The sequence below is a fragment of the Ignisphaera cupida genome (assembly GCF_030186535.1).
Lineage (GTDB): Archaea > Thermoproteota > Thermoprotei_A > Sulfolobales > Ignisphaeraceae > Ignisphaera > Ignisphaera cupida.
This window is the reverse complement of the sequence record NZ_JASNVW010000001.1, coordinates 424,974-449,274: the sequence shown is the minus strand read 5'-3', so window position 1 is coordinate 449,274 and position 24,301 is coordinate 424,974. Positions and strand designations below refer to the sequence as shown.

Genomic DNA, 24,301 nt, shown 5'->3' with positions numbered 1-24,301 from the left:
GTGGTATTAAAAATAGAATTAATGGGTATAACACAATGCCTGTATTTATTTCCAGTGAAGAAGAATTCATAGATGTAGCTAGAAAAGCTGAGGAGTGTAGAGTTAAGAGGATTCCAAAGAAGAATATTGCAAAGGTTAAAGCAAGAACAAAAAGATATCTCTACACATATAAAATACAAATACAAAATCTTGATGCATTATTAGAAAAATTAAAAAGCGTTTGTAAAAATATTGTTGAGGTATGAAAATTTGGTAGCTGTGCTTAGTAAAGGAGTGATGTGTTTATAACCCCATCTGATTTTTGTTAATGATGATGGCTGGCGCTCCTGAATTTGCTTAACGCTTTATAAGTTCTCTCGTTAGTTGTACTATTAACATTTTTTTTATTTTATTGCTAATGTTAACTATCATAAAAACTTTTTAGCAATTCAGACAAAAAGTTATGTTTAAATGCTACAGGTTTAGTTAAAATGAAACAGCATGTTTTTGGAAATGAACTCATTGGGTTAATGGCTTCCACAGCATATGAAATTCCATCAGTAGTTGGTTTTAGTGATTTGCCATTTGTTGGAAACGCTATTGTTAAAAAGACTATTAGTATGTACATGGATGAAGCAACAAAGTATGTATATGATGTAATTGGGTTAAAGCCTCTATCTCTTAATCTTCTGATGGAAGATGCTTATGCATTGTGCAATAATGAATCGTTGGTTTATATTGGAAGATTTGTAGAAGGCTTGATACCTGCTCATGAAATATATTCGCAGTATAAAAGTCAATGCAAAAGCACAATATTTCTGCACAGCCATCCAATACCTTTGCCATTACCATCTCCAGAAGATATATTATCTGCTTATCAACTGGATTATGAAGCTGAATGCGTTATTAGCAAAGTCTCTAAATCTAAAGCGGTTCTCACATGTATAAAACCCATGAATGGCTGGAAAGACGTTATTTACATATTTAATGCTTTAATAGAGAAAGTACTTGAAATTTCACAATTTATTGTTGTTGGCAATAAGGATAAGATATCGTTTCTACCCTTTCCAACAGAAAAAGAAATAAATGAAATTATTTCATATAGTAAAAAGAGGTTAGAGCCCTATGCTCATCTAATTCACGTAGATATAGACTTACTAAATGGAACATACAACCTAGTTTATCCATAGAACATTCTACAAATGAGAATTTTAAAGCTAATCTTAAATATCATAACTATTTGATATCTTGATGATACCAAAAACTGCAAGAGGTAAAGCTCAGAATTAAACCTTTGCAAAAACAGTTCTTGCAGTGTTTTCAACTCAATTCTTTTGATAGCTCTATAATTAGTAAGCAGAGGTCGAAAAATATCGCTACTTAAACAAGTCAATAATAGCTAGAATAATTTAGCTAATAAGCATGGATAGCTACTTAGAGCTGTATACAGCATTTCATTTAATGCTCAATTTTCTTTAGAATAATTAAGGTTTTCACAACTTATGTATGTAACCCCCTCAATACATTCTGAAAACTAGTGACTAAAAGTTTCTGTTTTTGTATTTGAAGATAAAAGATGATACATTAATTTCAAATTATAATCTCTTGCAGTTAAGATCTTGATATTTGGGTTAAACAAAATTTTATAATCTTTTTTACACATATTCTTCTCTAAATGATGAGACTCTTTACTTCAGGAGAAATATAATGACTAGTAGTAAAAGATTAAGATGTATGAAGTATCTCTAATCATAATAGCTACTTAGTAGATAAGAAACACAGTCGTGAATAAATGGTGAAAGTTAATGAATTATGCTAAAAAGGTCTTTACCTCTTGTGGTTGGGAAGATGCTAGCTTAAATAGGAACAAAGTTCCTGATTAGCCAGGGTTTTGTTCATGGATCTTGGAAGATATAAGATAGTTAAAGACCCTGTTCATGGGTATATTAAGATATATGAGCATGAACTTTCTATTGTAGACACATTTGCTTTTCAAAGACTTCGAAAAATAAAACAGCTTTCAGTAGCTGATATTGTTTATCCTGGTGCTACACATACGAGATTTAGTCACAGTTTGGGTGTGGCCCATGTAACAGAGGCTCTTGTAAGAGATGTTACTAGAAAGTATAGGGTTAAGCAATATGATTTAGAGAGATATGTTGTTATCATGAGGTTTATAGCGCTTCTGCATGATATTGGCCATGGCCCATTTAGCCATGCTTTTGAAGATTTTATTCTCATACCAAAAGGAATAACTCATGAAGATGTTGGTGCCGAAATTGTTTTGCAAGAACCTCAAATATCTTCAGTTGTTGAAAGAATTGTTTCTGAGTATGGATATAAATTAAGTGATGTTTCAGCGGCTTTGAAATGTACTAAAAAAGATTTTTGGCCATTTAAAGAGAATATATATGATGGTGGCTCTGAAAAAGCATTGTTCTACATATTAAAGGGTGTTTACAGTGCTGATATCATTGATTATTTGCTTAGAGATTCATATTATACAGGTGCTGGATATGGAAGCAATATAGATTGGTATAGAATCTCGTATTATCTAGGGGTTGTGGGAGACAATATCGTTATTGACTATAGAGCCTTAGATGCTTTGGAGCTATTAATGCTTGCTCGAATGTACATGTTTTCAACAGTTTACTACCATAAAACAGTTAGAGCTGCAACAAAGTTTCTAGGTGATATAATGTCTATTGTTCAAAGCAGAAAAATAATGGATTTTAATAATATGTTAAAAAATGTTGGTGAATACATAAAGTTAAATGATGAGAGCTTTCTATTCAATCCAAGTGTATACAGTTTAAACGAAACCAGGGATTTTCTATCAAGAAAAATACCATATAAACTTGTGGCAGAGTACAGAATACCACTAGCAAATCTTAGAACACCAATAGAATTTATAAATAGAAGCAAAGTAGTTTTAGAGAATATTCTTGAGCAAGAACTAAAAAGAAAAAGCATTGAAGTAGAAAAAGACAAAGACTTTTTCATAGATACACCAAAGCTTTCTCTAAATCCAATGCTAGGCTCAGAAGAAATAATTGTGATGCTTGAAGGAGGGCAAATAACAAGAAAAAGCATATTTGACTTCACATGGTTCAATATACCAAAGTTTGCAATACTAATTAGATTGTACATAAGAAGAGAATTGAGAGACAAAGCACAAATCATAAGAGATGTTTTTAATGAGCTATTTAGCTATGAGGAGATGAGATCCTTCTATTAAAACCTAAAGCGATTATCTACAATAAAATTCTAATACTTTATAATATGTTAATTGATTTTATGAGTATATGCATTATTTGATGATGCATAAGATTTTCAATTCAATGCTTTGATTTGAAAACTATTTAAATACAAGGCAATTTTTGGAGGTAAGCAAAAATGTGTATTTATGGAAAGGGTTTAGCTAATGTTGTTGTTGGATTAATACTAACAATGGTTGTTGTTACGGCAGCTGGTGCTGTAATCTATTGGCTTAGACAATACTTAATGCAAATGCCTACAGGTATTGGTAAAACTCCTAATATAGCTGCTTTTGTTGTTGGTAATGACTTGGTTATTGTAAATAATGACCTTAAGAATTATAACATTGTGCTTATTGCTAGGAATGGCACCATTTGTAACAATATCGCTATTTGTAATATTAGTAACATTGAAGGAGAAAGAATTGTAGTTTCTGGCAATAGCACCTTCACTTGCAGTAACATTAGAAGTGTATGCGATGCTGGATGGATACTTACTGAGGGTTTTCTCATACCCACTAAGAGGGTTGGGTAAGGCTAGGTATTATGAGTAGAAAACGTTTTGTTGGTCAAGCTGAAACTGTTGCTGTGATGGTTTTAGCTGTAATTCTTTCAATAATGCTTATGCTTATAACGCGATATGTTATACTTGTTAAGCAGGCTGCAGCAGCTGTTCAGCAGGAGTATATTCGATATTCTCAGGCATTAGAAGAATACATCGCATTTAATTTAACTAATGATGCAATATATGCTAATCCAAACATTGCTGTGAGAGTTGTATATGCAACAATTTTGCTTAGTAATACCTCTGGTGAGTACCAGCCATGGAGAAACAATACAGAGGTTTCTCTGGAACCAGGTAAGTGGACACTTATATACTCAGATAAATGGTCTGGGCAAGGACTGGCCAAGGAAGTGGATAAGTGTAAAGCACGTATATACATAGTTACTAAGAGAGGAAGAATATTTGGATGGTGTCCAACATACCTAAGGTTTTACATGTATAATTCAACAATAATTGAAAGAGGGTTTTTACTACCGACAGGTTTTTATAAAGTTTACCTTGCTAAGTCAAGACCTCAGCAAATAGTTGTGAAAAACTATGTTATAAGCACATCAATGACTGTAAATCTTGATTCCTACAACAATATTTGGTATATAGATACTTGGGTTAATCTAAAACAACTCATAATTTTGCCACCAATAGTGGTATTCTACTATGGACCTCTTAACATATCTGATTATAGCTATACAAATAGCGGAAAACTATATACAAACATAACAATAAAAAACATTGCAACAAACGCTAAATACAGCATAGTAATTGATGATAGCGGTAATATCGTTTCTCAAAGTGGTTTCAAGAAAGAGTCTAGCAATGTTTATATAATGATTCCTGAAATTAACTTAGTGTTCAAGACCATAATCTATGAACTTGATGGTGGAGAATTTCTAGTAGCGTCATTTAAACTTGAACACAGTAGATATGGACAAATAAATCAATTATACGATTTCACATACTATGACCTGAAACTAGTGCTTTATCCAAGCAATGTAGATACAATTGTTAACAGTTTGCAGGATAGAGTGTATGGTGCATATTCTTGCAGATATCCATTTGGTTGGAACCCAAAACCTGTAGCATCATCAGTTTTGCTTAGCTATGGAGCAGATTTAGAGGATATATGTAAAAATCCATATTCTTGGCTTTCCCCAGGAAGCAAAGGGTATATAACTCTTGTGCTCATCAACTCAAATACATGGGTTGGCACTGGCACAACAATACCAATAGCAACAATAGCTATAACCAATTCTCGTACAATTGCAGGTTACTTCTACAACATAAATCCACCAGCAACAGTAACAGCAAGTGATGGCACAAATCAACAAATAAATACAGCAACATTTAATCTTGGAAGAAATCTAGGAAGCAATTACTGGATAAAAATATCGAAAACATTGAACATAGCTAAAAACAATGTGGATATAGCATACCAACACGACTTAGCCACATCACGAAGCCTTCCAGCAGCACCAAATACTGCAACACCAACACCATTACCATCATCACTGATGCAAATACCAGTTATACGCTATGAACAAAAACCTATACCTAACACTAACAAACCAATAACAACAACCATTACACTATGGCTTGAAAATCCCAGTCGAGATTTTATACAGAATTCGAAGATAGTATACAAGGTAATGGATGATAGGGGTAACACATTGGAAAGCAAAACAACATATTTCACATGGGATCCAGAGAAACGAATATGGGACGCAATATTCACACTTTCAGAGGAAAGCAAAAAGATGATAACTATATGGATTTACTACAAAGAAATAATGATATCTACAGCTACATTTTACAACTATTTATCCCAGTAATTTCAAGTCTTCAATGTATTTTTGGCTATTATGTATTCAAAAGAATACAAAGTCATTGTTACAACCATCAAATAATTCTATTCCCCAAAATTAAATAGTATGTAAATGCAACTCCAGCAGAAATCTAATCTTCTTGCGGTAATTCTCATTAGTTATTCTCTTTACCATTAGTTATACAATATTTCATTGATGTGAAGTAATTTGTATTTGTGATTGAATTCTTTGTGTCAATTATTTAATTCTGTGGCGGGCCCGGGGGGATTTGAACCCCCGACCACCGGCTTAGGAGGCCGGCGCTCTGTCCTGGCTGAGCTACGGGCCCATTTATCTTTTCCTTTTTACTTAGGTTTTTATTTTTTCATAGGCTTGTTTAAATAGTATTGCATCTTCTTCTAGATTTGGTGACTCACTTATTACCACCCCTTTTACGTTGTATTCTTTTAGTGTTTTTGCCAAATCCTGATAGTTAAAGTCAGATTCCTTTAGATTTAGATGCTTTATTTCACCTTTTTCTCCGTATTCAATACCACTTATGTGTATATGCATATTTTGTAAAGCTTCTTTCCCTAATCTATTCTCTAACATGTTTAGAACTTCTCTAAACTCTTCATATGTATTGTACTTTCCATTTGTTCTTGCATGCAAGTGCGCAAAGTCTATACAGGGTAGCACATTATCGCCTATATCCTCAGTTAATTTAATTACTTCTTCAAGTGATCCAATTTCACTTGTTCCACCCATTAGCTCTGGTCTTATCCAAATATCTATGCCCTCATCTCTAAGTCTCAAAACAATAACTTTGATAGCGTCTCTAACTCTTCTATAAGCCTCATCACTTGTGAAAGAACCGTAGTAGCCGCTATGAAAAACAACACTCCAAGCACCAGCTCTAAACCCAATTCTAGCACTTTCAAGAATTCTGTTAATACTGGCTTCAACTTTTGAATTATCAGAAGAATTGAGGTTTATGTAGTAAGGTGCATGAACAGTTAACAAAACACCTAAACCATTAGCAATGCTTCTAACCTCTTCAGCTATTTCACTACTCATTCTAACACCTCTAACAAACTCAATCTCCATAGCGTCGAGACCCAGCTCCCAAACTCTTCTAACACCATTGGGAGTAGACTTCCTAGGAGTTGAATTGGGTATGCCGGCAGTTCCAAAATGAAGTTTTGAAATAGTTCTTGGCATTTTTAAATCACTCATCTTAAATGTAGCATCTAAACTATTCAAAAATTCTACTACCTTAAACACTAAAATAAAATGAAAATCTATTTATAGACTTGAGCTTTTGAGACAAAACCCATATGAAATTTCAACTCTATAACAAACTATTCTTCATCAACACATTTAGTTTTCTCCCAACTTCATTAGCTAGTGTATTCAGAGATGCTATGGTTGTTGCTATAACCATTACTGGATATATTAGGAGATGTGGAGATGTAAACACATATTCTTTGTATTCTGCAATCATATTACCTAGAGTTGGCGTTGGAGGTTGAACACCTAGTCCTAAAATACTAAGAGAAGCTTCAAATGCAATAGCATCTGATAGAAGAAATATTGCTGTTGTTAACGCTATGTAGAAAAGCTCCTTACCAACGTATCTAAAGATGATCCAGTTTGTAGAAGCTCCAAGAGCTTTTGCAGCTTCTATATATGGCTGTGTTAAAATCTCTTTTGCAGCTGATCTGCAAAGTCTATAAAAGATTGGTGCTAGACTCAATCCAATTACTATTGAAGTTGTTGTTAAGCCAGATCCGATTAGAATTGATAGAGCTATTGCTATGAAGAAACCTGGTATGATATAGAGAATATTAAAAAGAGTTGAAAGCATAGAATCTGCAAAGCCTCCTACAATAGCTGATAAACTTCCCATTAAAAGCCCTATTGAAAGCGATAATACTAGTGAGAAACTGGCTACAGTAAACGAATATCTAATGGCATAGAGAAGTCTTATAAAAACGTCTCTCCCAAGAGTGTCGGTTCCAAGAAAATGAGCTATAGATGGTGGAGCAAGTCTGTTAGTAAGATCTATTGTTGTTGGGGAATAATGTGAAAAAAGCTGTGGAAAAGCAGCTAAAAAAGCTTCTACAACAAGAACGACTATACTGATTTTTGTCCAAATATTCATTAAACAACACCTCTTAGTCTAGGATCCATATAGATATGGAGAATATCTGAAACCATGTTCAAAACCGATAGCGTTACTGAAACTATTGTTGTCCATCCAATTAAAACAGGGTAATCTCTTGAGGAAAATGCTTGAACCAATAGCAAACCCATTCCCGGATAGGCAAAGATAACCTCTGTAGCCATTGCACCAGCTATTATAAGCCCCATTCTATAGAAAGTTGCTGTTAAGTAAACAGGCATAGCATATCTCAATGCTTTCAGAAAAATTTTTTCTATTGACATACCAAAAGCTTTGTACATTTCCACAAAGGGCTCTGAAAAGGTTTTTTCTAGAAGACTTTGCAAAATCCTGTAAAAAACCCCTGTTCCAGCAACAACAAGTGTTAGCAAAGGCATTGACATGCTGCCAAAACCTATTGGTATTTTCAAATAAGCTGCAAAAACCATTAGAACAACCCCCCAAACAGCTGCAGGCATTGATGAGGAAAGTGTTGGGAAAACCGAGGAAAGCATTTTAAAACCCTTAGCCATTGATAAGTAAGCTAGCAAAACACATACCAATGTTGTTAAAACTGTTGCTGATACAGCAAGCTTCAAAGAGTTGATAAAGCTTTGAAAAACAACCTGGAAAACAGGTTTTGCAAAAAATGTTGATACACCCCAATCACCTGTAAAAACTCTTCTCCAGTAAATCAAAATCTGTAGATAAAGAGGCTTGTCTAAACCAAGTCTAGACTCAACAGCTTTTCTAACCTCATCTGATATTGGTTGCTCACCATATAAAACAGTTATTGGATCGCCAGGAAAAGCTCTTGCAACCAAATATATTGTTGCTGTGGTTAGGAGAATTAAGGTAAGGGTTTTTGCAATGCTTTTTGCAATTAACCACCACATCATATTAATCAACTAACACATTATCCAAAACAAGCATTTGAAATGGCAATATCTGCAATCCTTTTATAGATGGTTTTGCAGCAACTATAATATCTTCATAGTAAAGCCATATAGCTGGTGCATCACTCCACAAAATCTCTTGAGCTTCTTTATATAACAAAGCTCTCCTACTTTCATTAACCTCACTAGCAATATCATCCAGTAGCTTATCATATACTGGATTGCTGTATTGAGGACCATTTAAACTAGCATTTGTTCTCCAATATGTTAATGCGTAGTACAAAGACGATGGTGATGGCCCATATATTGCAAGGTCAAAATCATGCTCTCCAAAAACCTTTTTCAAAAATGCTGTATGCTCCATTTGAATAATTTCAGTATTTATTCCAATAGCAGCAAGATATTGTTGTATAACTTGAGCTAATTGAATATCCTTTGCACTTCGTGTTGATACCAAAAGCTTCAAAGTTTTGTTTGAAAAGCCTGCTTCTTTTAAAAGTTCTTTAGCCTTGGAAACATTGTATTCATATGGATTCATTGTATAGACGTTAGGGAAAACAGGCGAGGTAACGCTATTAGCAATTGCTGCAAATCCATTCAAAAGATCTTTAACTATAGCCTTCTTATCAATGGCATAGTTCAATGCTTGTCTAATGCGCACATCTGGAATTCTCTTACAATTTATTGCAACTAGAACAAGTCTAACACCAGTAACATTATAAATGCTGATACCGCTTGATCTTAGCTTAGACACATCATCAGGTGATATGCCAACAGCTATATCTGCTGATCCACTAAGAACCGCTGATATTCTTGCTGATGGATTTGGAAGAATCAAGTATGTTAATAGTGATATGTTTGGTTTTTTGCTCCAGTAACCATCAAATCTTGCTAGAACAATCTTCGACCCCTTTTCATATGAAATAAATCTAAATGGCCCTGTTCCAATAACATCAGCTGTGGAGTTTATTGGGCTATTCCAATATTTTTCAGCTATTTCTCTAGGCATTATAGCTGTTGCTAGATGGGCTAAGTGCTCTATTAAAGGAGTAAAGGGCTTGCTTAATTTTAGAACAATTGCCGTACTATTTAAAACTGTAATATCACTAATTATTGGATTACCACTTGAATCTCTCAACAACATTCTTCCTATTGGCGATATCCTCATTGATCTTTCTAAACTTGCTTTAACATCCCAAGCATCAAGTTTCTTACCATTATGAAAATAAATATTGTCTCTAATAACAAAAATCCATGTGGTATCGTTCAACTGTTTATAGTATTTCACAAGCCACGGAACATATTCAAGTTTTCCATTATCTAAAACAATTTTGAATAGAGACTCATAAACTTTTCCAAGAATCTCAAAATCAGCTACACCAGTAGCAAAATGAATATCAACAGTTGATATATCTGTTGAAATAGCAATGGTAAGTGGAGATAATCTAGAGGTAACAGAGTAGGTATAGGTATATGTAATTGTGACTGTAGAATGTACTCTGTGAATATTATAAGCATAGAAAGCAGACAGAAACATAATTATAACAAAAGCTATTACAAGGATTACCACAATATTTTTATTTATATTCCTCATATCAAATCACCTTCATCTTAAGAATATTGAATCCTTAAACATATTTAAACCTGTTGTTATAATCTATTTAAATAGTTTAAACAGTTACCCAATGTAAGATAATTATATAAGCTAACTCGCAGTAAATTAGTTCATAGCTAGATGATGAATGGGGTCCTCGAAAATGATTGGTGATAGGGGTTAGAGATTCTGACAAAAACTTATTTTGTTTCAATAAAGCGATTATATGGATAGTGGTGAAAATAGTTGGATTTTAGCATTTGGCAGTTACTTACACTAATTGTTTTTGGTGCGTTAGCAGATTCTATAGATCCATGCATATTCGCTTTATATGTATCACTTCTCCTATCTGCTTCATTAGCTGGGTTAAAGCATATAGCAAAAACTGCTGCAGCCTTTGTGTCTTCTGTTTACATAGGCTATTTACTTTTTGGAGTTATTCTCAAAACATTAGTTGCTTCATGGACTCCACCTCGATGGATTTTATCAGCTATTCTAATTGTTTACGCCTTAGCAATGATTGTTTATACAATGTTTTTTGAGGGTGAAGCAAGTGAGATGGTATGTAGAGAGGATAGAATTGAGTGTAAAATTGCTTCAACGCTAAATCTAAATAGATTTGCAAATACAAAAACAAGTGTTTTCATTATTTCAGTACTTGGCTTTGTAGCATCTTTTACACTACTTCCATGTAGTGCTGGATTATACATTGTATTCAATTTTGTTACTGCAAATATGGAGCTGCTGTTATGGTTTCCACTAGCAATGCTATATACAGCAATTTTTGTTTCTCCACTAATACTCATTGCAATAGCTGTTGCAGGCTTGACAAAGATTGAAAAAGCCTATAGATATTTGCTATCTAGACAAAGGCTATTCAAAGTAGCAGCATCTATTGCCATGATCATAATAGCTTTGATACTACCTTTCTACTAGCTACCAAACATTTGATTTTACCTTCTCTGCATTCTACTATATCTTAACAATCTTAATATAATTATAATAGCCATGGTTAGAAGATATGACAATACAATAACCACTTCAGTATAGCATGTAATAAAGTCTCTATCAGCCTTAGTGCTTATTTGTGGGATTGCAAACTTGTTTAGCGTCCAAAAACCTGAAGATGATGAAGAGGCTATGACAATACTATTTTCAACTATCTCAACTGGTTTTATGTAGAGCAAATGCCTATATGAGTTATTTAGATGTTTTCTCCATAAAATATTAAGATTCTTGTCCAATGCATAAACATTGATTTGAGCACTATCTATTCCAATAGGGGTTGAAACTAATGCAATTAAACTCTCATTATAAAATTTCACACTTAGAGCATCACCACCATAAAGATAAACCAAGTTATTAACTTTACCATCACAAATTTTTGCAACACCAAAAGATCCACCTATATAAATGCAGTTATTGTCTGAGACAATGCTATACAAATAACCATTAATATTCACATTAATTCTATTAACGAGGTTAAGATTCGTGTCTAGAAAGTCCATTGATATCACCCCTTTTTCGCGATTTGTATAGGCAATAACCAAGAAATTTTTGATTATGTAAAGCCTTGGAACAATACCAACAGCAGAACCAATGCGAATATTGAGCACAGACTCAATAGTTAGTGTTTTAAGAGATCTTTTCTCAATTCTAATGAAGGCATTACCTGATTTGTTAACAACACCAGCAACATACAAACTGTTATTGTGTACAACAATATCCATTGCAACATTGATTCCACTAGACAGGTTCTCAAGTACCATTCTCTCCAAATGTAAACTAGAGCTAAATATCGTCAAAGCCCATGAGAAAACATTGGAAATGTTTTCAAAGCCGACAACATAAATTTTATCTTCATAAACAATACAATTGTAAAAACCTCCAAAAGAACCATTGAATATTTTCACAACATTATTGTTTTGCACATCAAAGGAAATAGCAAATGCTCTTGGAACTTTACTACTATTTTCAAAACCAAAAACATACACAGTGCCATTGTAAAAACAAATAGCATTTGGAGCTCCTAGATATGGCAAAACAACGTGTTCTGAGTAAAGGAATTGAACAGTAAAAGTAAGAAGCATTATAACAGTATATTGTAAAGCAATAAATTTAATGACCATAGCTTTAAAACACCACAACTACAACATATATTAATCATTATATTAGTATAAAGATTTATTCTTTAACATCTTTTCATTAAGCTAATTAATGCTGTAAACAAAAATCTTTTTGGTGTATGCATGGAAATTGTTTGTGATGACTATGTAAAAACACATCCATATAGATTTTGCAGAGATGCATGCTCTGAAGAGGCCATCGATAGAGAATCCTACAACTCATGTGTTGAAGAATGTGTTAAAGAAGTTGAGAGAAAATGCTACTAGCACTTCACACAATTTTCGCATATCTCTAAATGCTTAAATGAGTGTTAAGAACAAGATCATTAATGTGATTTAACATGGTATTTGTTGGTTGCTGTGGTTTTTGCATAAGCAGAGAAAAATACTTTTCAATATTCGATGTTGTTGAAATTCAGGAGACTTTCTACAATCCTCCAGATCCAGAAAAACTTAAAAAAATTGCAAGCGAGGCACCACCAAGTTTTGTATTTGCGATGAAGGCATGGCAGGCTATAACACATCCACTTGATTCACCAACTTGGAAAAAAGCAAAAACAATACCAGATAAAAGCCTTAGTGATAGATATGGATTTTTAAGACCAACTAAAGAAGTTTTCGATGCCTGGGAAAAGGTTGTCGAAGGTGCAAAAGCCTTAAACGCAAAGGTCATTGTTATTCAAACACCACCAAGTTTTGGATATAATGAAGAGAACTTTAGAAATGCTATTGAATTTTTCTCATCTACAGCTACACACAACTTTTTAATTGGGTGGGAACCCAGAGGAACATGGATGCAACACAAAGACAAAATAACTGAAATAGTTTCTAGATTCAAGAATTTAATTCATGTTGTTGATCCATTCAAAACCCTTCCAGCAGTAGACAAAAACACAGCCTACTTCAGATTGCATGGAATAGGCAGTGGAGAGGTAAACTACAAATATAGATACACAAACCAGGACCTTGCAAACCTTCTGAGCATTACAAAGAGAGTTGTGGAGAAAAGCAAGGAAATATTTGTATTATTCAACAATGTTTATATGGCTCAAAATGCTCAAGAATTCAAAAACCTAGTGAAGCAGTTTTTGCTATAAATTATTGTTTCTATAACCTCTGCCAAATGAATAATAGTTACGTATTTAATTAAAACAATTGGTTAAAATTTAGCCTTGTCTTAGTCTCGGATTAAATATTTCATCTAATGCTGTTGAAATTACCATTAACGAGGATGTTGCTGCAACCATAACTGCTCCTGGCGGTATAAACCACCACCACAACCCTCTTCTAACAGCCTCCATCAATGCTGCCCACTGAAGCATCAACCCCAGGGTAACACCTCTAGTAGGCCCTACACCTATTATAGATAATCCAGCTTCTCCTAGGATACCACCATTAACATAGAGAACAAAAGCCATGAACACGTATGATGCTATGTTTGGTAGTAAATCTGCAAATGCTATTTTAAGATCTTCGAGACCAGCCATCTTAGATAAGTATACATATTCTCTCTCCTTCAAACTCATTAACTGAGCTCTAATAGCTCTTGCAAACCATGGCCACGATGTGACACCTAGAAGCAGTGCTACCATTTCCATAGCTCTAACCTTTAAGTAACTAGCAACTAGAATTGCTAGGAGCATGCCTGGTATACTTAAAACTATGTTTGTTATAGACATGAGAACCTCGTCTATGATACCACCTTTTATACCAGCCACAGAGCCTATTACAAGACCTATGATTGTTGCTATGACTGCTGTTAAAAGCCCTACATATAAAGAGTTTCTAGTTCCCCATAGCAATTGAGCCAAAATATCTCTGCCATAGGTGTCTGTTCCTAAGGGGTATTGAGGAGATGGAGGTGTTTCCATAGGACCTGCAAAACTTAAAGGATCCTTGGTATATATGAGAGGTCCAATTGTTCCTAAAAGAACTACTATCATAAATATTGATAAACCTACTACAAACCTCATGTTTCTAAGCAGCATATATATCAGTGGATTCATAGAGTCACCCCTACACTTTTTCACCTGCAAGTCTAATTCTAGGATCTATCAATGCGTAAACAAAGTCTACAGCAAAATTAGCTATGTAAAGTGTCGCTATTAATATTACAAATACCCCTTGGATTAGGGGATAGTCAAGTGTTGATAAGCCTCTAAATAGTATGTAACCTGTTCCAGGATAATTGAATACGACCTCTGTAATTAGTGCACCACCTAAAACAGAGCCCAGGGAGAGAGCTAGGCCTGTTACTTGAGGCAGTAATGAATTTCTAAATGCATATTTAAATATAATTGATTCTTTAACACCTAAAGACTCTGAATAAGTCATGTAATCCGAGCCTAGCTCATATATCGTTAAAACTCTCATGCCTATGGCCCAGCCACCTATAGCTGATAAAAATATTGAAAGAAATGGAAGAACATAGTGCCACAAAACATCCAATATAAATTGAGGTGCAAACGACGGTATTAGATCTTGGCTATAAGCACCACCATATGGAAAGATATTAAGCCTTACTGCCAAAACAAACATAAGTAACATTGCCAACCAATAATAAGGTGTTTGAGATAGTATCAGTGATGAAATAAGCACTGTTTTTTCGAACTTACTTCCCCGCTTATAGCCTGCTACAGCTCCAATTAAATTACCAACAGTCCATGCAGAAATTGTTGCAGGTACTAGTAAAGCAAGTGTCCATGGAATTGCGGGAGCAATTAAATCTATAACTTTCTTAGGATAGAACGCAATAGAGGTTCCTAAATCACCTCTAAAAGCTCTTGAAAGAAATTCTATGTACTGCACATAAATTGGTTTGCCAATGCCAAACTCCTCCATTAACTTCTTGTAAACCTCTCTTATAGCCTCTGGATTTGTTTGAGCTTGCTGAAACAATTGTGTTAAAAGCAAAGCCAATGGATTTCCAGGTATGGCTCTAGGCAATATAAACACTATTGTCAATGCGATAAAATATGTTGTTATCAAAAACGCTGATCTTCTCACCAAAAAGATAACAACAGGTGATATTCTAAACCTTTTATCTGAAACCATGATTGATTCATCTCACATCAGTTTATAACTAGATTAAAAAAATTAAAGTTTAAAAATTTGTTTTTGTTTATTTTCTTTTTATTGTCCATGCTATTGCGAATCCTATTATGAATAACACTATTGCTATTGCTATTGTTGTTGTCCATTCTGTTACTGTTTGTGTAACAGTTGATGTTGTTGTTGATAACACTGTTGAAACAACTGTTGATAACATTGTTGATATTGTTGTAACAGTTCTTTCAATTGTTTGAGTAACAACAGTTGTAACAGTTGTTGTTATTGTTGGTGCTATTGTAGGTGTTGGAGATGGTGTTGGCTTAGGAGTTGGTGTGGGAGTCGGAGTTGGTGTAGGTGTAGGCGTTGGAGTAGGAGTAGGAGTCGGTGTAGGAGTGGGCTTGGGTGTTGGAGTTGGTGTAGGAGTTGGAGTAGGTGTAGGTGTAGGCGTTGGCGTTGCTACTAATCTCACTATTTGTTGCCATATTATTGAGGTCGGGATGAGTAATCCACCTTTGTCAATTGTTTGTACCCATTTTGGTGGTGTTGGTGTTTCACCTGCTTTGGCTATGCCGAAGAGTATTGGCCATGCACCTGCATCCCATGGTGCAGCAGGCCACCACCATGGATTATCGTTGTTAGGCCATCCTATCCAGTATTTTGTATTGTATGCGTACCAATGAGCTCCATAGAACAATGGTATTGCTGGTAAATCTCTTAACCATATTTCTTGCAACTTCTTTATGGCTTCGACATATGCTGTTGGATCATATGCTTTACTTGCTGCATTGTCTATTAATGGTATAACTTCTTTGTTGTTATATCTTTCCCAGTTGCCTGCAGGTGCTGATAGCCTTGGGTCCATTACCCATCTATAAACACCCCATGGATGATCAAAGCCTATACCCCCATCCCATCCTATAACCATATCATATTTTCCTTCAATAATATTGTTCCACCATACGCTAAAGTCTGGGAAGTATGTTCGAACATCTATGCCTATCTTTCTAAGGTTTTCTGCAATCATTTCACACATCATCATCCAATCTGTCCATCCATATGGAACAGATATTGTTAAGTCTTTTAGTGGTGTTCCATCTGGAAGTTCTCTAATACCATCACCATTTCTATCAATTATGCCTGCATCATCCAAAATCTTCTTGGCCTTATCAAGATCTGTTGCAAAGAAGCATTCTGTAGATCCTAGATACATCTGACAAAGGTCCGTGAATATGTACTTTCTATAAACTTCAAACACATGATGTACAGCTACAGCTGTAGCTTGTGGTGAGTAACCGAAGTAAGCTTTTTCAAGCATATCAGTATATGGTATTGCGTATGCTATAGCCTTTCTCACAGCTACATTTTGAAATGCTGTCTTGTTTAAGTTTAGATAGAGAAAGTTTGGTCCTGAACCAACATAATATGGTTTGCTCTTATACCATGTGCCTATGCCTTTAGTAAACAATGTCCATACCGAGGGTATGAAGGTTCCTGCCCAATCTGCATCTCCCTTTTCAAATGCTGTATTAGCTGATGGATTATCCTTATATATTATGTGTGCAAGGTATTTTGGTTTTGGTAAACCAAATATATCTTTGCCCCACCAATCATCAACTCTAGCATATATAACTCTATCAGTATCATAGTAATATAGTTTGTATGGTCCTGAAACAACTTGTTTTGCTGGATCATCGTTTTTCCATTCCTTTATTTTCTCACCCATTTGATTCCACAAAGGCTCTATAACATGTTTTGGCATTGGATAGAGTCCTAGTGCACAACCTATGAATGAGAAGTAGTTTCTTGGCGGATCCTTAATTCTGGTCTCAACAACCTTATCTCCAATAGCCTTTATATATTCAACATAATCCCAGCAACCAACACCTGGACCAAGTTTTACCTTTTGTACAACAAAGTATGTAAACTCAACATCATAAGCTGTTATTGGTTTTCCATCACTCCACTTAGCTTGAGGCCTTATATAAACTCTAAGTGTATAGGGATCAACAAACTCAAATCTTTCAGCAATTACAGGGAGCCATGCATCTTTCAAAGCGCTGTAGGTGAAGAGAGGCATATAAAGATAGCCCCAAGTTCCCCATGTTGTGGATGGTTGAAATAGATTCCAGCCTGGTGGAGGCCCCCACTGAGCTCCTATAACATGCACTGTGTCTTCTCTAGGTATTGCAACCTGTGCTCTTGTATAAGTGCTTGATAATGCAACTAGGATAATTAATGCGATAGCAGTAATTGTGGTAAGAATTTTTGTATGAGTTTCTGCTTTACCCTTAATTTTCTTTGCTTTTACTAGGATGTGCATTGAGTTCAACCCTAGATATTGATTTTTAAGCTAGTTTTAAAAATTTTAATGCAAATTATTGGAACATTTAGTATTAATAGAAGCATAACAACACTAAGACTTTATTAACATTTTAACATTACTGATGCTGGTATAACTAGAATACATTGATAAGGCTATGCTCTTTAAAATAACATTTCAAATAGTATTGAAAAGGAATGAACTGTTATAATCATTAATGTTTAATGCTACAATTCTACTTTAATTCTTGTTACAATAATCCATGGCTTATTTATTTTTGGTTCTTATGATTTCAATCATTTTTGCTAATGAGCTTCTTAAGATGCTTATGTCTGACATTATGGCTACGAATTTGAATCCCATTTCAATGTATTTTATTGCTAATTGTGTGTCGAAGGCATGTATTCCTGGGGTTTTATCGAATTTTTCGCATGTTTTTAGAACTTTTTGTATTGCTTCAACAAATTTTGGGTGGTTGTATTCAAGTGGTATGCCAAGATTTGTTGAAAGATCCATTGGACCTACATAGTATATGTCTATTCCATTGACGCTCACAATTTCTTCAAGATTCTTTAATGCTTCTTCAGTCTCAATTTGAACAGCAACTACAAGGTCTTCTAGCTTAAATTTTTTGTAGTAGTCTAGAAAGTTTATGGCTCCGTAGAGAATAGCTCTTCTTGGGCCCACACCACGTACACCAGTTGGTGGATACTTAACATACTTCATAACATTTTCAGCTTCTGTTCTTGTGTTGACCCATGGAACTAGAATACCTGTTGCTCCAACATCTAGAACTCTTTTTATAACGACCATGTCATTCCATGGAACTCTAACAATAGAGGCTATGTCAGGGTTTTTAACACCCATTAGAAGAATTTCCAGGTTTGAAACATCTATAGGTGCATGCTCCATATCAAAAACAAGCCAATTTATTGGTAATGTGGATATAGCTTCAACAACATCTGGATGAGCTATTGTTATCCAAGTTCCTAAAGCAACTTCACCACTTTTCAAAATCTTTTTGAGTTTAGACAATTTATCCACCTTTGCATCAATTTCTTTTCAAAATATTTAAATCTTAGTTGCTTCAACATATGTTTGTGATTATACATGAGGAGGGTTTTGTTAACTGCTCCTATACACCAAGATGCTGTTGAGTTGCTTAGAGGTGTTGCAGAAGTTGTTGTATCTGATAAGCCTTTGAGAAGCGAAGATGAGTTGATGAATGTTGTGAAAGATTTTGATGCTGTTATCTCTATGGGTGTTGAGCCATTTACAAAAAGAGTTTTAGAGAATTCTAGTAGGTTATTGATTGTTGCAAGGCATGGTGTTGGATATGACAATATTGATGTGGATGCAGCTACAAGACTTGGGATATGGGTAACTATAACACCTGTTGAAGAGCTTTTCGATGCTGTTGCTGATCATGCTATTGCTCTGCTTCTGTGCATAACTAGAAAAATTTGTACTGCGGACAGTTTTGTAAGGCTTGGTAAATGGTTTGAAAAACCATTTGATAAACAACTCTTTATCGGAATTGGTTTGAGAGGTAAGACGCTGGGGATTGTGGGGCTTGGAAGAATAGGGGCTAGAATTGCTGAAAGAGCTAAGGGTTTTGGGCTAAAGGTTATTTACTATGATATTGAGAGAAAAATTGAGTTGGAGAAAAGACTTGGTGTGGAATTTTCGCAATTTGATTATCTTCTCAAAAACTCTGATTTCATAGTTGTTTCAGTGCCGTTAACAGAAAAAACCAGGGGTTTGATAGGGGAGAGAGAACTCTATATGATGAAGCAAAACGCTATACTAATCAACATATCCAGAGGAGCAGTAGTAGATCATAAAGCTCTTGTGAAAGCACTAAAAAGTGGTAGATTGGCTGGAGCAGCACTAGATGTTTTTCATGTTGAGCCTATCCCACCAACTGATGAAATTGTGAAACTTCCAAATACTGTACTAACACCTCACATAGCTTGGTTAACAGAGGAAAGCAGAAGGGCAATGGCTATGAGAGCTGCTGAAAATGTTATAAAAGTTCTCAATGGTGAAGAACCTCTAGATGCCATCAACCCCACAGTTAAAGAATTTGCTAGAAACAAGAGGGTTAAGGGTGTTTAGTGAAATGATTCAAATATGTTTTGCTGCCTATAGTGAAGAGCCAGAGAAGAGTGTTGTTATCAACGCGATTAAGGTTGTAGATAATCTGAAAAGGTATTGCAGCAATGTGGTCATCTTTGTAGGTGGTTACTGGGGGCTTATGAAAAACATTGTTGATAGAGCAATAGAAAATGGTTTTCAAGTTGTTATTGTTTCTCCAATATCAGGTGAGGAAACAGATTTTCCTGAAGAAGCTATAGTGTTTAAGCCTGGAGTTGACTACAGGGTTAGAAGCGTGTTCATGGTTAGATCATGCAATGCTTTAATAGCCGTGGGTGGCGAAAGTGGTACAATACATGAGATTGTAGCAGCTTATACAGAGGGAAAACCTGTTTATGTTCTAAAATCGGGTTTGTCAAGCGATAGAATAGAGCTTTTAGCACCACACATAGATAGAAGAGCCCTATCCGAAATAAAAATGTTTTCAGATCCAGAAAAACTTGTTGAAGCTCTTGCAAATGAGGTTTGCACCAAAAACATTATTAAAAGAGTTTCTGAAAGAAAAAGAATTGGCTAAAAAACATTTAAACATGGTCATACTACATGAATTCTACTACAAGCTTTGCATCTTTTTTGCTTATAGCTCAAGTTCTTGTGCAACATTCTTCAAACTTTCCAATGCTAGCTTAAGAAGCTCTTCTACGCCTAACCCCAGTTGTTGCACCTCCATTATCCTACTTCTATCCACCCCTCTAGCAAAGTCTTTTGACCTAAACTTCCTCATAAGCGTATTTAATTTCACTTCAGAAATTCTCTTTCCTGGCATAACCAATGCAGTTGCAACTATTAAACCTGCGGTATGATCTGCCGCTCTTAGGGCATGTAGAAGCTTCTTAGCTTTCTCACTTGTTACTACAAAGCCATTATGTTCATTATGACCTGCAATAGCCTGTAAAGCATCTTCAGGTAAAACGTTTTTCAGAATATTTAATGCTTCCAAGCCATGTCTACTCATATCTCTATTTACATAGTCATAGTCTATGTCGTGCAACAATCCTACAAGGCCCCAGAGCTCCTCATCTTCTCCAAGCATCCTAGCCAAACTTCTCATAATGCTTTCAACAGCAATGCAATGCTTTATCATCTTTTCATCTACCAAATACTTTCTCAAAAGATTTAAAGCCTCCGTTCTTGAAATCATTTAACATACCACACAACTAGGGTTTTATCTAAGCCAAAACGGTTTTGGTATGTAATTAATAGATCAATGCTTTATAAGGTTTTAGTAGTAAAGTAGATGTTTAAACTCATTAAAGTAAATTGAGAATGCCTTAGATTTATTCATTAAAGGGTGAAGAGGTTAGAAGTTGTTTCATTATGGCTTTGAGCTTTGCTTTGTAAGTGTTTTGCAGGTGCTTTTAAACCTCTTCTTTATGTCGACTAGAATATTACCATTGATTTCAACACCTTTTTGAATTAGCTTATAAACCTCCTCTTCCAGATCAAGTTCTGTGAATATGCATAAGCTGTTAAGCTTTTTTCTTGCACACTCAATCTCTTCGCAATTGTTAATCTCCTTGATTACAGGGTTTAGAGATGCAACAGTTTTTGCGTCTAGAAAGAACGTTAGGAGATTTACTGGTGTTATGAATGATTCTCTACTTCCCTTTCTCAAAGCAGTAAATCCCCAAACCCCTTTGGCAGCTAACAATGTTGCTCTACTTGCCTCACTTTCAACAACTTCAAGTATTTTTTCAAGGTTTTCAACATCCTCCTTCGTAACACCTCTAGCACCCAAATAACCACCATTTTCAGCAACTAGTGAAATTCTTTTCAATACATACTCCTGAGATAACTCACCATCGCTACCAGGTGAGTGAACAGCTATAACACTATTGAGTGAAGCTGATGCTGCAAGACCAATAAAATCTGCTAGAGGACTCCACAAATCATCTTCAAAACCAGTTGCAAGAATATCTCCACCAACATCAACAGTAACAACAGTTTCACATCCAAAATAACTCATTATCTCCTCCAACCCCTTCATAACACCATAGACACCCTTCACAAGATCAACAACAGCTATGGGCTCTCCAAGAACCATAGACGTTTTAGCGGCTTGGAAAATAACCTCTCTACCACCTCTAAAAGCCTTTGAAAAACCATTGACAAGCATAGAAAAGTTGCCAATGATTTTACCACCAACTATTTCCTCAAATGGTATCGGACCTGGAACAGGATCAACAACAAACCTCTCCCAAATAACACTAGCAACAAAGGATTTTAAACCAACTCTTCTAGCAGCCAATGAAAGCATTGAAGCTGTTGCAGCATCACCTCCACCACCAGCTGCAAAAAACAATAAACATTTAGTACCTCTACTCAAAAACATGTCCAATAAAGACAACCCCAGCTATACACATCAGATAAATCTTCAAATTAGATAAAAATTTTATGTATTTAAAAAATTGAATTGTAAAAAAATTATAAAGGTTGTTTTTGCTTTACTCCACCTCTGCACTTGAAGCTATTGTTTCTCCACTAGATGTTGTAATAACTATATCTACAGTTTTTTCAATTATGGGTATAGAGAGCTGTATGCTAATTGTTTGCTCAGCACCGGCACTAATAGTAACTTCTTTTTGAATTGATACTGGTTTTGGTTTCAGCATTATTGTTATGCTTGTTATCTTCACATCTACATTTCCATTGTTTTTAACCTTTAAAATAAGTACAGAGGTGAGACCTTTACGCTCAATTCTAGCCTCTTTAACCTCTAGCAATGGTTTTTGTGTTTGAGTAGATATTTGTTGTGCACTTTTTGACTTAAGCAATAACTCATAAATTGGTTTTAGTTGTCCTTCAACTATTTTTAGTATGGAATATGCTTTGTTTGCAAGTATTAAAGCTGTTATCTTGTTACCAGCTTCATACTGTTGCTTTGCTGTTGTAATTAAATCTTCAGCTGTTTTAATTGAATTGTTTACCCAGTTAATGAATGCTGGTTCTAGAACTTTACATACTGGTGGTGGTGGATATATCATTATACAATATTTGAGATCCTTGGTCATATTCCTTATGTAGCTAAGCATTTGCTTCACTTTTTCCAAGAGTTTTTCTGCCTTTCCAATGGTCACATTATATGCCTTATCCACATTTGCAGCAGGCAAAGACTTTGGCAGCTCCTTGTACTCATCTCTAATAGCCTTTATCCAAGCCTTTATTTCTGCTAGATCAGGCATCCACCTACTTAAGTCCTCTATGCTCGCATTAGCTATTTTCTTTTTTAGCTCTTCAATTCTTTGTAGAAGCTCGTTAATTTTTGTTGTGATGTTAGTGCTTATAGAGACATTTCTTAAGTTCTCAAGTTCTTCCTCTAATTCCTCTAGTTCCTCTAAAGCCTCTTCAGTCTTATTCTTAACAACCTTTGATACAACAGCAGAGATATTTACAGGTTTCTCAATAGTAATGCGCTTAGATATGTTGACAACAATATTTCTAGCTTCAATAACTTTCTCAATGGCTATATTCAGTGATGCAATAATATCCTTAGACACGTTAGCTTTTTCCAATTTTTTAACAGTTTGATTCAGAATGTTTATGACTATGTTTAAATGTTTATACGCTTCCTCAATACCTTTTGGAACTCCCTTGGCAAGCTCCTTAGCTGTTGCATTGAGAACTATGTTAGCAAACTTCTTTACTCTTTCACGCTCCATCTCCTTTTCAAGCTCTTTTAAAGCTTTGTTAACTTCTCTAATGTTTTTAGCTTTAGTTATGTTAGCTACAATACTTTCTACAGGTATTGTTATATTGTATTTCTTTTCTATGTGCTTAACCCTATTTTCAATAGCTATTTTCAAACCATTAATATATCTCTCTAAAACTATTTCAACAGCGTAAGCTCTTCCACCAACCACAATTTCCTTATGAACATCTGAAAGAACTTTTGATGCGTTGTAAATCCACTCTTTAAGCTCATCGAGAGGCAGCTTTGATATGTTTATAGCTAGTAGAGCTGATATCTCAGATTTTAACTCGCTTGAGATATTCAATGCTTGTACTCTGCTAAGCATTTCTCTAAGTACTAGTGCTTTAGCTAAAAATACCTGGTATGTAACATTTGAGGCATTTACATTTGTTGTTGATTGCTTTGGAGTAGTAGTTGTTGTAGTAGTTTGAGCTAGGCTAAGCTGTCCTATGGAAGCAGCTATTGCTATTGATATTAGCAGTATTGATGCAATTAATTTCATAGTTTTTCCTACAACCATTTTTCTTACCTGATTCAAGCAATTATTTTGTATCTATAGCTTAATAAGGTCTGTTGTGAAGCAAGTGTTTCATGATATATGAAAAGCTTACTGGTTTGTCTTATACTAAACCAAATATTGAAAGTTTCTTACAATCATTGCATAGTTTATGTATATATATTTTTGAGTATGTAAATGTGCGG

22 protein-coding genes and 1 tRNA gene are annotated in these 24,301 nt (G+C 34.9%); 10 read left to right on the top strand and 13 right to left on the bottom strand.

The window, feature by feature from the left end; all coding sequences use genetic code 11:
• Nucleotides 1–35 precede the first annotated feature (35 nt).
• The 5 genes from QPL79_RS02510 (at nt 36) to QPL79_RS02490 (ending at nt 5,627) form a co-directional block, all read left to right on the top strand.
• Complete coding sequence (locus tag QPL79_RS02510) at nt 36–245, top strand: 5'-nucleotidase (RefSeq protein ID WP_285273205.1); 210 nt, start codon at nt 36–38, stop codon at nt 243–245.
• Nucleotides 246–470: 225 nt separating this feature from the next.
• Nucleotides 471–1,169: a hypothetical protein gene (locus tag QPL79_RS02505; protein ID WP_285273204.1), complete on the top strand. Its 699-nt coding sequence runs from the start codon at nt 471–473 to the stop codon at nt 1,167–1,169.
• Nucleotides 1,170–1,876: 707 nt separating this feature from the next.
• The gene (locus QPL79_RS02500; protein ID WP_285273203.1) at nt 1,877–3,217 is read left to right on the top strand and encodes an HD domain-containing protein; all 1,341 of its coding nucleotides are present in this window, start codon (nt 1,877–1,879) and stop codon (nt 3,215–3,217) included.
• Nucleotides 3,218–3,375: 158 nt separating this feature from the next.
• Nucleotides 3,376–3,771 (top strand): hypothetical protein, encoded by a 396-nt coding sequence (locus QPL79_RS02495; RefSeq protein ID WP_285273202.1) that lies wholly within the window; start codon nt 3,376–3,378, stop codon nt 3,769–3,771.
• An 11-nt stretch (nt 3,772–3,782) separates the two neighbouring features.
• A complete protein-coding gene (locus QPL79_RS02490; RefSeq protein ID WP_285273201.1) occupies nt 3,783–5,627 on the top strand; it encodes a hypothetical protein in 1,845 nt (614 codons plus the stop codon).
• Nucleotides 5,628–5,871: 244 nt separating this feature from the next.
• Here the strand turns inward: QPL79_RS02490 and QPL79_RS02485 are convergent.
• The 5 genes from QPL79_RS02485 to QPL79_RS02465 all read right to left on the bottom strand — a co-directional run bounded on the left by QPL79_RS02485 (nt 5,872) and on the right by QPL79_RS02465 (nt 10,254).
• Nucleotides 5,872–5,949 (bottom strand) — tRNA-Arg (locus QPL79_RS02485).
• 20 nt (nt 5,950–5,969) lie between these two features.
• Nucleotides 5,970–6,821, bottom strand: a complete 852-nt coding sequence (locus tag QPL79_RS02480; protein ID WP_350309069.1) for a TIM barrel protein — start codon at nt 6,819–6,821, stop codon at nt 5,970–5,972.
• A 130-nt stretch (nt 6,822–6,951) separates the two neighbouring features.
• Entirely contained in the window at nt 6,952–7,764 is an 813-nt protein-coding gene (locus QPL79_RS02475; RefSeq protein WP_285273199.1) for an ABC transporter permease, read from the bottom strand.
• On the bottom strand, nt 7,764–8,663 hold the full coding sequence (locus tag QPL79_RS02470) for an ABC transporter permease (protein ID WP_285273198.1): 900 nt from the start codon (nt 8,661–8,663) through the stop codon (nt 7,764–7,766). The genes QPL79_RS02475 and QPL79_RS02470 overlap by 1 nt, the downstream gene beginning before the upstream one ends.
• Nucleotide 8,664: 1 nt before the next feature.
• The gene (locus tag QPL79_RS02465) at nt 8,665–10,254 is read right to left on the bottom strand and encodes an ABC transporter substrate-binding protein (protein WP_285273197.1); all 1,590 of its coding nucleotides are present in this window, start codon (nt 10,252–10,254) and stop codon (nt 8,665–8,667) included.
• A gap of 246 nt (nt 10,255–10,500) precedes the next feature.
• Here QPL79_RS02465 and QPL79_RS02460 point away from each other — a divergent pair, with 246 nt between their 5' ends.
• On the top strand, nt 10,501–11,190 hold the full coding sequence (locus QPL79_RS02460; protein ID WP_285273196.1) for a hypothetical protein: 690 nt from the start codon (nt 10,501–10,503) through the stop codon (nt 11,188–11,190).
• A gap of 17 nt (nt 11,191–11,207) precedes the next feature.
• On the opposite strand, the gene QPL79_RS02455 is transcribed toward QPL79_RS02460, so the two are convergent.
• Nucleotides 11,208–12,383 carry a hypothetical protein gene (locus QPL79_RS02455; protein ID WP_285273195.1) on the bottom strand — a complete coding sequence of 392 codons (1,176 nt, stop codon included), beginning with the start codon at nt 12,381–12,383 and terminating at the stop codon, nt 11,208–11,210.
• Between the two features lie 120 nt (nt 12,384–12,503).
• Between QPL79_RS02455 and QPL79_RS02450 the strand changes: the two genes are divergently transcribed.
• Nucleotides 12,504–12,647, top strand: a complete 144-nt coding sequence (locus QPL79_RS02450; protein WP_285273194.1) for a hypothetical protein — start codon at nt 12,504–12,506, stop codon at nt 12,645–12,647.
• A 74-nt stretch (nt 12,648–12,721) separates the two neighbouring features.
• A complete protein-coding gene (locus tag QPL79_RS02445; protein ID WP_285273193.1) occupies nt 12,722–13,477 on the top strand; it encodes a DUF72 domain-containing protein in 756 nt (251 codons plus the stop codon).
• A gap of 69 nt (nt 13,478–13,546) precedes the next feature.
• Here the strand turns inward: QPL79_RS02445 and QPL79_RS02440 are convergent, their stop codons facing one another.
• The 4 genes from QPL79_RS02440 to QPL79_RS02425 form a co-directional block, all read right to left on the bottom strand.
• Nucleotides 13,547–14,386 (bottom strand): ABC transporter permease, encoded by an 840-nt coding sequence (locus QPL79_RS02440; protein ID WP_285273192.1) that lies wholly within the window; start codon nt 14,384–14,386, stop codon nt 13,547–13,549.
• Between the two features lie 10 nt (nt 14,387–14,396).
• A complete protein-coding gene (locus tag QPL79_RS02435) occupies nt 14,397–15,434 on the bottom strand; it encodes an ABC transporter permease (protein ID WP_285273191.1) in 1,038 nt (345 codons plus the stop codon).
• Nucleotides 15,435–15,501: 67 nt separating this feature from the next.
• Nucleotides 15,502–17,751, bottom strand: a complete 2,250-nt coding sequence (locus tag QPL79_RS02430; RefSeq protein WP_285273190.1) for an ABC transporter substrate-binding protein — start codon at nt 17,749–17,751, stop codon at nt 15,502–15,504.
• A 267-nt stretch (nt 17,752–18,018) separates the two neighbouring features.
• Complete coding sequence (locus tag QPL79_RS02425) at nt 18,019–18,786, bottom strand: HpcH/HpaI aldolase family protein (RefSeq protein WP_285273189.1); 768 nt, start codon at nt 18,784–18,786, stop codon at nt 18,019–18,021.
• 75 nt (nt 18,787–18,861) lie between these two features.
• Between QPL79_RS02425 and QPL79_RS02420 the strand changes: the two genes are divergently transcribed.
• Nucleotides 18,862–19,869: a 2-hydroxyacid dehydrogenase gene (locus QPL79_RS02420; RefSeq protein WP_285273188.1), complete on the top strand. Its 1,008-nt coding sequence runs from the start codon at nt 18,862–18,864 to the stop codon at nt 19,867–19,869.
• Nucleotides 19,870–19,873: 4 nt separating this feature from the next.
• Nucleotides 19,874–20,425 carry an SLOG cluster 4 domain-containing protein gene (locus tag QPL79_RS02415; protein WP_285273187.1) on the top strand — a complete coding sequence of 184 codons (552 nt, stop codon included), beginning with the start codon at nt 19,874–19,876 and terminating at the stop codon, nt 20,423–20,425.
• Between the two features lie 60 nt (nt 20,426–20,485).
• Here QPL79_RS02415 and QPL79_RS02410 read toward each other — a convergent pair whose 3' ends face one another.
• The 3 genes from QPL79_RS02410 to QPL79_RS02400 all read right to left on the bottom strand — a co-directional run bounded on the left by QPL79_RS02410 (nt 20,486) and on the right by QPL79_RS02400 (nt 24,119).
• Nucleotides 20,486–21,049: an HD domain-containing protein gene (locus QPL79_RS02410; protein WP_285273186.1), complete on the bottom strand. Its 564-nt coding sequence runs from the start codon at nt 21,047–21,049 to the stop codon at nt 20,486–20,488.
• A 174-nt stretch (nt 21,050–21,223) separates the two neighbouring features.
• Nucleotides 21,224–22,240, bottom strand: a complete 1,017-nt coding sequence (locus QPL79_RS02405; protein ID WP_285273405.1) for a DUF1152 domain-containing protein — start codon at nt 22,238–22,240, stop codon at nt 21,224–21,226.
• A 112-nt stretch (nt 22,241–22,352) separates the two neighbouring features.
• Nucleotides 22,353–24,119 carry a hypothetical protein gene (locus QPL79_RS02400; protein WP_285273185.1) on the bottom strand — a complete coding sequence of 589 codons (1,767 nt, stop codon included), beginning with the start codon at nt 24,117–24,119 and terminating at the stop codon, nt 22,353–22,355.
• Nucleotides 24,120–24,301 lie beyond the last annotated feature (182 nt).

Coding starts and splice junctions, on each gene's coding strand:
- QPL79_RS02510 (WP_285273205.1), top strand. CDS start 36: ATGCCTGTATTTATTTCCAGTGAAGAAGAATTCATAGATGTAGCTAGA.
- QPL79_RS02505 (WP_285273204.1), top strand. CDS start 471: ATGAAACAGCATGTTTTTGGAAATGAACTCATTGGGTTAATGGCTTCC.
- QPL79_RS02500 (WP_285273203.1), top strand. CDS start 1,877: ATGGATCTTGGAAGATATAAGATAGTTAAAGACCCTGTTCATGGGTAT.
- QPL79_RS02495 (WP_285273202.1), top strand. CDS start 3,376: ATGTGTATTTATGGAAAGGGTTTAGCTAATGTTGTTGTTGGATTAATA.
- QPL79_RS02490 (WP_285273201.1), top strand. CDS start 3,783: ATGAGTAGAAAACGTTTTGTTGGTCAAGCTGAAACTGTTGCTGTGATG.
- QPL79_RS02480 (WP_350309069.1), bottom strand. CDS start 6,821: ATGCCAAGAACTATTTCAAAACTTCATTTTGGAACTGCCGGCATACCC.
- QPL79_RS02475 (WP_285273199.1), bottom strand. CDS start 7,764: ATGAATATTTGGACAAAAATCAGTATAGTCGTTCTTGTTGTAGAAGCT.
- QPL79_RS02470 (WP_285273198.1), bottom strand. CDS start 8,663: ATGATGTGGTGGTTAATTGCAAAAAGCATTGCAAAAACCCTTACCTTA.
- QPL79_RS02465 (WP_285273197.1), bottom strand. CDS start 10,254: ATGAGGAATATAAATAAAAATATTGTGGTAATCCTTGTAATAGCTTTT.
- QPL79_RS02455 (WP_285273195.1), bottom strand. CDS start 12,383: ATGGTCATTAAATTTATTGCTTTACAATATACTGTTATAATGCTTCTT.
- QPL79_RS02450 (WP_285273194.1), top strand. CDS start 12,504: ATGGAAATTGTTTGTGATGACTATGTAAAAACACATCCATATAGATTT.
- QPL79_RS02445 (WP_285273193.1), top strand. CDS start 12,722: ATGGTATTTGTTGGTTGCTGTGGTTTTTGCATAAGCAGAGAAAAATAC.
- QPL79_RS02440 (WP_285273192.1), bottom strand. CDS start 14,386: ATGAATCCACTGATATATATGCTGCTTAGAAACATGAGGTTTGTAGTA.
- QPL79_RS02435 (WP_285273191.1), bottom strand. CDS start 15,434: ATGGTTTCAGATAAAAGGTTTAGAATATCACCTGTTGTTATCTTTTTG.
- QPL79_RS02430 (WP_285273190.1), bottom strand. CDS start 17,751: ATGCACATCCTAGTAAAAGCAAAGAAAATTAAGGGTAAAGCAGAAACT.
- QPL79_RS02420 (WP_285273188.1), top strand. CDS start 18,862: ATGAGGAGGGTTTTGTTAACTGCTCCTATACACCAAGATGCTGTTGAG.
- QPL79_RS02415 (WP_285273187.1), top strand. CDS start 19,874: ATGATTCAAATATGTTTTGCTGCCTATAGTGAAGAGCCAGAGAAGAGT.
- QPL79_RS02410 (WP_285273186.1), bottom strand. CDS start 21,049: ATGATTTCAAGAACGGAGGCTTTAAATCTTTTGAGAAAGTATTTGGTA.
- QPL79_RS02405 (WP_285273405.1), bottom strand. CDS start 22,240: ATGTTTTTGAGTAGAGGTACTAAATGTTTATTGTTTTTTGCAGCTGGT.
- QPL79_RS02400 (WP_285273185.1), bottom strand. CDS start 24,119: ATGGTTGTAGGAAAAACTATGAAATTAATTGCATCAATACTGCTAATA.